This window comes from Moorena sp. SIO3B2 (assembly GCF_010692525.1).
Lineage (GTDB): Bacteria > Cyanobacteriota > Cyanobacteriia > Cyanobacteriales > Coleofasciculaceae > Moorena > Moorena producens.
The window spans coordinates 159,525-170,390 of sequence record NZ_JAAHHE010000002.1; the positions used below are offsets into that span (position 1 = coordinate 159,525).

At 44.3% G+C, this 10,866-nt stretch carries 11 protein-coding genes; 2 read left to right on the forward strand and 9 right to left on the reverse strand.

The features are described 5' to 3' along the window. Window positions 1–2,619, reverse strand: a 2,619-nt coding sequence (locus F6K38_RS00980) for an alpha-mannosidase (RefSeq protein ID WP_502709558.1), incomplete at its 3' end; no start/stop codon positions are given. A gap of 509 nt (window positions 2,620–3,128) precedes the next feature. Here F6K38_RS00980 and F6K38_RS00985 point away from each other — a divergent pair. Beyond that, on the forward strand, window positions 3,129–5,108 hold the full coding sequence (locus F6K38_RS00985) for a hypothetical protein (protein ID WP_287265660.1): 1,980 nt from the start codon (window positions 3,129–3,131) through the stop codon (window positions 5,106–5,108). Here the strand turns inward: F6K38_RS00985 and F6K38_RS00990 are convergent. The 4 genes from F6K38_RS00990 to F6K38_RS01005 all read right to left on the reverse strand — a co-directional run bounded on the left by F6K38_RS00990 (window position 5,061) and on the right by F6K38_RS01005 (window position 6,481). After that, window positions 5,061–5,183, reverse strand: a complete 123-nt coding sequence (locus F6K38_RS00990; RefSeq protein WP_287265661.1) for a hypothetical protein — start codon at window positions 5,181–5,183, stop codon at window positions 5,061–5,063. The two genes, F6K38_RS00985 and F6K38_RS00990, sit on opposite strands and share 48 nt — an antisense overlap. A 2-nt stretch (window positions 5,184–5,185) precedes the next feature. Continuing rightward, entirely contained in the window at window positions 5,186–5,458 is a 273-nt protein-coding gene (locus F6K38_RS00995) for a hypothetical protein (RefSeq protein ID WP_287265663.1), read from the reverse strand. A gap of 10 nt (window positions 5,459–5,468) precedes the next feature. After that, window positions 5,469–6,035 (reverse strand): methyltransferase family protein, encoded by a 567-nt coding sequence (locus F6K38_RS01000; RefSeq protein ID WP_008186306.1) that lies wholly within the window; start codon window positions 6,033–6,035, stop codon window positions 5,469–5,471. Window positions 6,036–6,283: 248 nt separating this feature from the next. Continuing rightward, window positions 6,284–6,481 carry a hypothetical protein gene (locus F6K38_RS01005; RefSeq protein ID WP_070393635.1) on the reverse strand — a complete coding sequence of 66 codons (198 nt, stop codon included), beginning with the start codon at window positions 6,479–6,481 and terminating at the stop codon, window positions 6,284–6,286. A 139-nt stretch (window positions 6,482–6,620) separates the two neighbouring features. Between F6K38_RS01005 and F6K38_RS01010 the strand changes: the two genes are divergently transcribed. After that, the gene (locus tag F6K38_RS01010; protein ID WP_287355904.1) at window positions 6,621–6,872 is read left to right on the forward strand and encodes a hypothetical protein; all 252 of its coding nucleotides are present in this window, start codon (window positions 6,621–6,623) and stop codon (window positions 6,870–6,872) included. Here F6K38_RS01010 and F6K38_RS01015 read toward each other — a convergent pair. The 4 genes from F6K38_RS01015 to F6K38_RS01030 form a co-directional block, all read right to left on the reverse strand. Beyond that, on the reverse strand, window positions 6,842–6,988 hold the full coding sequence (locus F6K38_RS01015; protein WP_287355905.1) for a hypothetical protein: 147 nt from the start codon (window positions 6,986–6,988) through the stop codon (window positions 6,842–6,844). The two genes, F6K38_RS01010 and F6K38_RS01015, sit on opposite strands and share 31 nt — an antisense overlap. Further along, entirely contained in the window at window positions 6,978–7,217 is a 240-nt protein-coding gene (locus tag F6K38_RS01020; RefSeq protein ID WP_287355906.1) for a hypothetical protein, read from the reverse strand. Before F6K38_RS01020 ends, F6K38_RS01015 begins: the two co-directional genes overlap by 11 nt. A 189-nt stretch (window positions 7,218–7,406) precedes the next feature. Then, complete coding sequence (locus F6K38_RS01025; protein ID WP_287355907.1) at window positions 7,407–10,130, reverse strand: WD40 domain-containing protein; 2,724 nt, start codon at window positions 10,128–10,130, stop codon at window positions 7,407–7,409. 208 nt (window positions 10,131–10,338) lie between these two features. Then, the coding region (locus F6K38_RS01030) for an AAA-like domain-containing protein (protein WP_287355908.1) at window positions 10,339–10,866 on the reverse strand (528 nt) is incomplete at its 5' end.

A 10,866-nucleotide genomic window follows, 5' to 3' on the forward strand; every position in this document is an offset into this window, starting at 1 on the left:
TCGGGAATCGGGAATCGGGAATCGGGAATCGGGAATCGGGAATCGGGAATTGGGAATCGGGAATCGGTACCCACCCCTAGGGCATGTCTTCAAACTCGGAGATCCCCCTAAATCCCCCTTAAAAAAGGGGGACTTTGAGTTTGGCTCCCCCCTTATTAAGGGGGGCTGGGGGGCTAAATCCCCCGAGCGAGGGATTGCTCGCTCGGGGGACTTTGAGTTTGGCTCCCCCCTTATTAAGGGGGGCTGGGGGGGATCTAAATCTTGCGGAAAACTTTGAAAACACGCCCTAACCCCTCCCAGGAGGGAATCGGGAATCGGGAATCGGGAATCGGGAGATAGCTCTATGCTCAACTCCACATCATTGCTGCACAACCAAAAAACACGATATCCTACCGAAGGAATATTACTGGCTAGAAACAGCAATTCTATTTGAGAATAAGAGAGATTGTCATTGTTATTGTCATGGTTTTGGATGTGCTGGGCTTGATCGTGCCTAACTTGAGACACTATCTTTTCCCCAAAACAGTCATACACTTCCCATTCGATTGACCCGACCGGTATAGAAACAGGTAACGAAATAGCTAAAGAAATAGCAATTACTTCTGAACGCTGCCAATTGAGAGGATTAAAGACAATAATGGCTTGAGCATTGGGTTTCGGTGGTGGTGGCAGGGTGATCTTGGATGCGATCGCATTTAATGATTCCTCCAATATCTCCTCTGTCACCTCCTCTACTTCCTGCCAAGCCTGATTAGCGTCTACAAAGACTTCCGGAATCGATGTTCCTGGTAATATATCGTGGAACTGATTAAATAACACCTTTTTCCAGGCTTCCTCTAGTTCAGTCTTAGGATACGCTTGTCCTGTCGCAATGGTTTTTAGGGCTGCAAACAGTTCTGCTTGGTACAACAATCCCTCACAACGACGTAGATAGCGCTTTTGGTCAGCGTGAGTGGTATAGCAACCCCGATGGAATTCTAGATATAGTTCATCATTCCAGACCGGAATCTCTTTAGTGGTTTGGCTTTGGCCTTTCCCCCCTCCCCTCTGCTCTGTTCTGCTTTCTTCTCTCCCCACACTTCCGACACTTCCGACACTAAGGTTCTCAACACAACTTGCAACCTTCAACCTGCTAACCTTGGCCAAAAGGCCACGCTTCGCGAACAACAAATACTCACTGGCCGTGGTAAATTCCAGCTTTGGGAAGAATGGGGATTGTTGCCAACGTCTTGCTACTTGTAACATATCCCTGGTGGGACCACCGCCATGATCTCCCACACCAGGTAACCAAAATGCCTCCTTGAGTGAAGTTTGAATTTCCCAATCAATGGCATAGCTTGCCATAGTAATGGGATTTGTATCCATAACACCAGCAACGTTAGGGGGAGACATTAGGCTGAAGATTTGACTGCCATCGGGAGACTGCCACCAGAAAGCACCATAGGGAAATTTGGTGCTATCGTTCCAGTGCAGCTTCTGGGTCACGAAGTAGTCAATTCCACCCTGTTTGAGCAATTGAGGTAGTTGCCAACAGAAGCCAAAACTATCGGTTACCCATGCCACTGTGGTTAACTGACCGAAGGTTTTCTGGACGTAACGTTGACCATAGAGGATTTGTCGAACTATTGATTCACCATCAATTAAATTTAATTCCGGTTCTACCCACATCCCCCCCACAATTTCCCAGCGACCAGCAGCCACTTGTTGTTTAATCGCTTTAAATAAGTCAGGGCGATGCTGCTCTATCCAGGCATAAAGGGCAGGTGTGGTATGGCAAAAGGTGAAATCTGGAAATTCTTGCTGTAGCTTTAATACTGATTCAAAGGTACGCACAGCTACGTCCCAGGTCTCGCTCACTGGCCATAACCAAGCTAGATCAAGGTGAGCATGACCTAGCATTTGGATAGAGTTTTGACTATTTTGAATTCTGAAGTTTGAATTCTCAATTGTACTGAGTTGTTGGCGCAATCGGGTAAGCGATCGCATAAATTCTGTCGGCTGTGAAACCATATCCCAATTAATCTCAGCCACAGCCTTAGCTAGAGTCGCTAATTTTTCGGGTTCAAAGTTAGCGCTATACTTTTGTAAGACAGCCAATTCATCAGCTACAAAGCCTGGATCGATATCATGATTGGTGGCTTCGTAGAGGATTTGCGATCGCATTAATCCCCCGATATCATGACCAGGACTAACCAACCTTAGGGCTACGGCAAACTCTTCCCCTGGCACGACTGTTGAAGTTAGCAGCATCCGTGTGGAGGAATCAAACAAATCCCCTTCTTGTACCAGCTGACCGTTGACAAAAATCTCAGCCGATTCTGCCCACCACGTCAATACCAAACGTAATCCTAAGCCCGCTAAAGGATAGCGCTGCAAATCCTGGGGCACTAGGAATCGTTGAGTTAACCAGATCACTTGTCTGCCAGCAGACCAAGTAATGTAATCCTTGTCATTACGTTGGGCTATTGACCAATTCTCCCAGCACTCTGGTTGAGTGGCCACAGGGTAAGGAATATCTTCATTACAGTATCGCCAACCCTGCTGAACATTTGTTTGAGTTAAAGCACGGAGTTTTGCGATCGCATGATTAATTCCATCAATAATCCTAATCTGATCCATTGGGTTTAAGTAATTGGAATAAGATTAGTCAAATTTTCCCTAAAATCAATGGCACCGACTATGATTAATTTGTTATTGGTGGTTTATTGAAAGTTATAGCGCTACGCGCAAGGCAAGAGGCATGCATGCTAGAGGCAAAGGTGCCCTTGACCCATGAAGAATTAAATTCGCCACGGGTCGCACCTAAAAGTTGACTACAACAGCTTTTGAGCTTGTATCAATGTCAAACAGCTTAATGGGTAGTGCTATGAGCGCTAGCCGTCAACTGTCAACCAATAACCAGTTCCTGGTATAGATGCAGCTTAAATGTCGATCAGGCTGATAAGCGCGTTTGTATTTGAGATGTAAACCTAAAAGCTCTTTTTTTATTGGACAATAAAATTGAGGAGCTCTTGCCCCTGTTGCCTGTTGCCTGTTGCCTGTTGCCTTTTGCCTTTTCCTGCAATAAGTGTGTTCACAATCGAGATACAAATCGCTATAGCTAATCCCTCACCCAAGCAATAACCATCATGTCTTCCCCTGCCAAAGGTCCCTATCGCAGTAGATTGTTTAACTTTATCAATCGACAATCTCAACGGTTTGTTGACCAAATTGAACGTACAACACGGCATTTAAAGGTTGCAGCGGTATGGGGAGGACAAATTTTACTTTATCCGGTTTACCTGCTAGTGCAAGCTAGTTTATCGGCTGGGCGTCAAATCTCCTCTTCAGTAAAAGCTGGATTGCCCCAATTAAGGACATTTAGCCACGCCCAGACCCAGGAAACACCGCCAGAAGCAGATACAGCAATTCAGCGAGTCTTACAAGAGTTGAACCTTGGCAGCTTTAACCTTCAACTTGGTCTAGACAACCTAAGACCGTCTAATGGGCAAGCTGTTACCCTAAATAACGGGCAACCTATCCTAATCGAACGGCAAAGGGGAACATCCCTAAATAACGGGCAACCTGTCAGCCTAAATAATGGGCAAGCTGTAACCGCAGGAGAATGGGCAACTCCAAATCAAACCCCAGCTCAAGCCCCGACTAATGAGCATATGCTGATTCAGGGAGTAGCTTGTTTATTGGACAACCGGGGTCTAGTGCTGGTGACAGTGCAAAACCAAATTCTGGATATATTGACACCCCAGCAGCAGCAAAAACTAGCATCCAGAATTAGCTGGGAGGTGGCTGACTTAATGCGTAAATGGCGTTTAGCCCACTCGTTAGATGGCAAAAAAGCATCCCCTTCCCTTGCTACCTTAGATCACCCCCCTATTTTGCCACCCATCAGGCTATTCTGGCGATTAATGGCCTGGGTGCAAACTAGTCCTGTAGCGATCGCAATTAATCTTTTCGGGGAATCGAGGATCATTCGAGCTGTTTCCAAGGGTAAATCAGCCACCTCTAATCACCGACAACCTAAACCCAAACCATTCCAGCTATCACCTTCTAGCCCAATTCAAGACCTATTAACTTTCCTGGATAACAAATTGCTAGAACTGGAATCACACCAATTATTACCAGGGTCTGAAGTGGTGGTTAAGCTGAGGCAAGCCCTACAAAAACCATTTATTAAGGGTGATAGCTCAGAGGAGGTAACGGTTGGGTCTGACACTAACCGACTTAAAATTTTAAGCTTAATCTATGCTGCGATTGACTATTTCTTTGGTAGAAAAGCATCTAATTTTAGTTTGAGTAGTTCCTCAGACCAATCTGAAATTGCTTCTGGTTCTGGAGAGGTTTTACCAGGAGGAAACAGGGATAATTTATACCCAGAAGCCCATCAGCTATCAGGAGATAATTCCCCTCCACTTTCCCCCTCATTAAGATCATCCACCTCAACACCATCTGGGTCTAAATCAGATGAATTGGAGCCTTGGTTAACCGATAATGATTTATGGGGCAATCCAGATGGATCTGACCACTCCCAAAATTTCTCTGCCTCAACCTCCAACTCCGGAAATCAGGCAGAATTACCGGTTGCTAATCTTAAATATAATAGACATCAGTTACCCGAAGGATTCAACAGCAAGATTCCTGTGAAGTCAGAAAAGTCTATTTGGACCCTCTTTAAGCGATACCTGCACTTACTAAAGGCTCCAGGTAAGCTGATTATATCGAGAAATAAATCCTCAAAAGTTAAAGCAAGACCATCGATCAGCCAGAAGAGAAATTCTAAAACTGATAAATCACCAGACCTGTCCCAAATTCAGGATAATTTAGGAAAAACTACTCCCAAAGAATCTCAAGATCAACCGCTAGCAGTTGTTAACTCTGGTAGCACCAAGGTTAACGGATCTAAGGGAGAAGAAAATAGTGCGATCGCTAACTCTAAAAACTCTAGTGATCTAGAGCCAGATCAAGACTGGATTGAAACTCAAGCAACTCCAGAAGGATATATTAAGCATCCTTTAGAACGAGTGTTGGAGTGGTTAGACATCACCATACTTTGGATAGAAGAGCTAGTGGTTAAAATTTGGCGATTGCTGCAACGGTTGTGGCCATTTTGAATAGAAGGGAGTAGGGAATAGGGAATCGGGAGTCGGGAGTCGGGAGTCGGGAGTCGGGAGTCGGGAGTAGGACACTGTTATTTGAAAATTGTCACATCAAGAGCTAACTCAGGCTCAGGAGCTAAGGATCCATCGGGATATAGAAACAGAATCAATCGCCCGAGTCGAACTGGGCGCTGGCAACTTTTTCCCATCACTGTTTTGATTTGGATAGGCATGACGCCATTAGGGGGATACGCCCACCACTCCCCATTGCGACAAAAGGGATTGCTATAGCCTTGCTCTTTACACCAAGCATGGCAGACCCCACGAATCGCACCGCCGAGATCGTTATAGTGTGGGATTGTCATATGTAAACTTTTAACCTTGTGATTGAGGCCATAACTTAGGTAAAAACATTCCTGTGTTTTCTTTATACACTTTATAGTCAGCCGCAAAACTACTAGCTAAAAATTTCGCTTCTTCTTGGCGAGCAACTTGATAGTAGGGTAAAAAGATTACTACTACTGTGATTAGTAGCCAGAGTTGATTAGTAACAAAAACACCAGCTAGCACACAGAGCAGGTAGGATGTGTAAAAGGGATTACGAATGAATTTATAGGGGCCAGTGGTAAAGATGTGGTTTGGTAAATCATCGGAATAGCAAAGAGACAAAGGTTTATCCTTAGTTGTTTTCACTGTCCACCAAAACAAAACTAGTGAGCTGATATAGATGCTCAGTCCCATTAAACTTAGGATTAGATTGGTTTCTTCAGTAAGAACGATGGTACTGACCTGTAGAACTATTAATAGCGTCCATAAGACAGACAGAATCCGCACACCATTTGGGATTCCGTTAGGCCGAGTAAATAAAGCCAAGCCTGCCCAAGAAAAACTAATCAAACAAGTTGTGAATAAGATTAGGGCGCAAGATTTTAATACTAGCATGATGTTTGATAGCAATTCTACGACTTGTGAGGTACAAATATCTAGGTTTTAGGGAGCAGGGAGCAGGGAGCAGGGAAGAGGGAATAGAGAATAGGGAATAGGGATAAAAGTCAGTGTACTTGATAGTTATGCAAACCGCCGTATGTTTAGCTATCAGCTTAAGCGCTACGCGCACGCTACGCTAACAGCTATCAGTATTCAGTGTGGAACGGGCAAGATGCCCATTCCACCAAGATGCATGTAATTTTCTAGGATTCTTCATCCATCGGATTATTATTACCGACATCAAAAATAATTATAAATTCCGCATCAGGCATTAATCTTTTCAAAGCCCACAAATGTCCCTCTGCATCCGACCGATTGCGGAAGCGAGCAACAACTACCCGCTGCATCTTGGGTAACAGTCGCATGACCACCCATGGATGAAGCCGTTCTGAATACGTCATCATAAAAGTATCTCCTTGTGATTGGAGAGCCAGAGCTAGCCCGTCGATTTTGGACTTTCACCGGGCTAGCTCTTGACTCTGGGCGTCTCAGCGCCCACTGTTATAGTATAGCACAAATAATCTTATATTATAACATATTTTGAAAAATTTTGTAACAAAGGGAGCTATCAGCTATCAGCTTATGCGCTACGCGCACGCGATCGCGTTCAGCTATCAGCTTATGCGCTACGCGCACGCGATCGCGTTCAGCTATCAGTTATCAGCTTATGCGCTACGCGCACGCGATCGCGTTCAGTTATCAGCTTATGTGCTACGCACACGCGATCGCGTTCAGCTTGTGAATAACATTGGTGTCGAAGCCTATGCCAAAAAGTTGGCCGCTGACCGCTGACTGCTGACCGCTGACCGCTGACCGCTGACCGCTGACCGCTGACTGCTGACCGCTGACCGCTGACCGCTGACTTCTGACTTCTGACTTCTAACTTCTGACTTTCCCTCACTCCTCAAGTAAATCCTTCAACACCTCTTCCGTAAAAGGATTCTTACCAGCCCGGAGGTCATCTATCCATTTTTGCGGTTGTGCTTTCCACTCATCATTGTCGGTCGAGTCTACATATACCTGAAAATCTGATATTGCTCCTGCTTTATCCCCAGTCAGAGCTTTAGCCAGACCACGACTCCTCTTAAAGAATCCATTTTCAGGTTCTTTTGCTACTGCTTTTTCACAGGCATCCATCACCTCAACAGCATATCCATGGAGGCTACCATCCCAACAGAGGTTGTTCCAATCATAAGCAGAAATGTCTAGGTTTGGATCTAGTTGTTGTGCTTGTTTATAGAGAGATAGGGCTTTGGTTATTTCACCCTCTTTAGCTAACTGCTCACCTTGTTTGACAAAACCAGAAGCTGCAGCTATTTTTGCATCTTAATTTTGGCATTTATTTAAGCTATCTAAGGATTCAGGATACTTCACAAAGTAATCTTCAAGCAACTTACAACCCCTAGCTAGCATCTGACCTAAATCTTCCACTGGCCAGAGTCTAACCGTTTTGTCATTTGATGCGGTAGCCAGCATCTTACCATCGGGGCTAAAACTGACACTATTTACCGAGTCTTGATGTCCTTGAAACATTGCTAATGGATTGCCCTGTAAATCCCAGAGTCTGACCGTTTTGTCCCTTGATGCAGAAGCAAGCTTCTGAGCATCGGGGCTAAACCTTACACTATTTACTGAGTCTTGATGTCCTGTCAAAACTGCTAATGGATTGCCCTGTAAATCCCAGATTATAACAGTTTTGTCCGATGATGCCGTAGCCAGGGTTTTACCATCTCGGCTGAAACTTACACTATTTACCGAGTCTTGATGTCCTTGAAACAGTGCTAATTGATTTCCCTGTAAATCCCAGAGTCTAACCGTTTTGTCCCATGATGCCGTAGCCAACATCTTACCATCTCGGCTGAAACTTACACTATTTACCGAGTCTTGATGTCCTTGAAACCGAGCTAATTGATTTCCCTGTAAATCCCAGAGTATAACCGTTTTGTCCCATGATGCCGTAGCCAGCATCTTACCATCTCGGCTGAAACTTACACTATTTACCGAGTTTTGATGTCCTTGAAACCGAGCTAATTGATTGCCCTGTAAATCCCAGAGTATAACCGTTTTGTCCGATGATGCCGTAGCCAGCACCTTACCATCCGGGCTGAAACTTACACTATTTACCGAGTCTTGATGTCCTTGAAACCGCTTTAATTGATTTCCTTCTAAATCCCAGAGTCTGACCGTTTTGTCCGATGATGCCGTAGCCAGCACCTTACCATCCGGGCTAAACCTTACACTATTTACCGAGCCTTCATGTACTCGAAATCTTCTGTTTTCTTTGAATTTACTAAGACTCTGCTGTAAAGCATACAGAGGAGTGATGGCAGGATAGTTATCAAAAGAGCGACCATCTTTCACGATATTATATAGTTGTTGCCCAGTCTCCATGGCTGAGTATAAAAGCTTTCGATTGCCATAGTAACCATTATCCCCTGGTAACCTTCGTAAAATACTAAGCGCTTGTTGTTCTAGTTGAGTACCTGTTTTAGCTTCTTGTATGTTTTTAGCAGTGATCATAGCAATAATTATTGCTACAACTGAGAACAAACCTAGACTAATACCCCCTATTAGTATGGTTAGCTTGGCTTTCTTTTGAGCCTCAGTTAAGGTATCATTCGCCTTAGCTAATATCCGACTTTCTTCTGCCAATACTCTGCGGTCTAATTCCTGACCAGCCGCCAAAAACTGATAATCCAAATCGCTCAAACTTTTACCCTTCGCCCAAGCTTGAGCATCCTGTAAAGCCACCCCCCGCAACAAACGAGCTTCATCCTTACACCCAGACTCAACCCAAGCAGTAAAAGCTTCAGAGTATGGACGCAGTCTGGCTAATTCTTGTTTAACCCAATCACGATCAAAAACACTGCCATAAATCCGGTTGTTAAGGGTCAAATAGCCATTCCGCTCCACTACCAACCCCGATAGCTTTAATTCCGTCTGTTCTTCACTGCCATCAGCCGCAAGACTACCCTGATTTAATACATGCTGATACAATCCCAACAGCCTACTCGCCCGTTGCTCATTTCTGAGAATGCGATCGCGTATAGTCTTCAAGTGCTCTGGCTTATCCTGAGATACCCAATTGTCAATAATCTGGGTACGGGCGACCTGTTCAACGGAAGTTGAGTTCAAGTCTCCCGCCCCCCTAGCCCCCCAATTTTGGGGGGAACTTGAGTTAAAGTCCCCCAGAATTGGGGGATTTAGGGGGCTTGCAGCTGTTGGTAATGAGGTCAATTCATCTGAAAACGGCTGTAATAAGGGGGAAGCCAGAGCATGCTCCACCATTAACTTACACAACTTCTGGGTCAGAAACGGTTGTCCCCCCGTCCAGGTCAATATCTCACCTAACACCTGTTCAGGATTATCCACTTTCCCTACCAAACCAGGGAGCAGTGGTGTTTTCGCCTCCTCAAAGGTAAATCCAGTCAGTTCAATATCCCGACCAATATTAAACGGAGTGCGCTGTTTATCCTGAATCAAATCCGCTGGAGTTGCTACTCCCAGCAAACAAAAGCTCAGCCGATTGTAGGCAGGATTTTCGGCTCTTTGGTTATAACAACTGCGAATAAAGGCAAAGAAATCATCTTTAAACGCTACCTTAATAATACTGTCAATTTCATCTAGAAAGATAACAATAGTTTCCGGAATAGTTGCCAACAATACCGATTCAATAAACTTACCAAACCCTAACAAGGGAGCGATGTGCTCTGTTTCTCTAAACCAAGCCTCTTCATCAAATTTACTTGATAGCTTAAACTCATCCACCAGCATCACTATCAAGCTTGAATACCACATCTCTATGGGTATATTCTCTTTCCCAATCATGGTAAAATCGATACAACCACAAGCTACTCCTGCTTTTTTGAGACGCTTCATAGTTTGTACCCGCAAACTCGATTTCCCCATCTGTCGCGAGTTGAGCACATAACAAAATTCCCCAGCCATCAAAGCCTGAAAAATTTCGTCATCAGCTTTTCGCACAGCATAAGTTGTGGAATCTTGAGGTAAACTTCCCCCAACTTGGTAGATTGTTGGTTGGTTGGTCATGGTAAGAAAGGGAGTAGGGAATAAAGAAGCTATCAGCTATCAGCTATCAGCTTATGTGCTACGCGCACGCTACTTGAGGTGCTATCAGTTTTCACTTTTCATTTTCCAACCAATGGCTAACTGCTGACTGCTGACTGCTGACTGCTGACTGCTAACGGCTGATTGCTGACTGCTGACTGCTGACTGCTGACTGCTGACTGCTCCCTAACTAGAAAAGCCTGTTACTAAAATACTGACGATACAAATTATATCTCGGAATACAATCATTACCGATTGCTTTGACTAATCCCAGACTTTCTAAGAGATAGGTATCCTTAGGTTCCAGACGCACAGCTTTAGTAGTTGTCAGTAATTTTTTGAAAGCTTCCAGTAAATTGGGATGGAGAATCAGATTATTTAAAAGTTCTCGCAAATGATGACGATAAATCCCTGATTCTGTCGGGGCAGTTTCTAAAAGATGATCCATAGTCATGTTGGGATTTTTGCTAAGAGTAGAGAAAGCCAGGTTCAACAAATAAGGATGTCCGCCTACCATACCCATTAACTTTTGACCTGATTCAATGGATAAACTTAAACCATAACGCCCAGCTAAACTCTGAACTTTATCTAAGTAAAAGTCCGATAACTCTACTGCTTCTCCCACATTAAAAGGAGACTGATTGATATCCAATTCAATATAAACTTCGGTAGAATAAACTACAATCAATCGCAGTTTTGTCCAAGGCTGATTATTTTT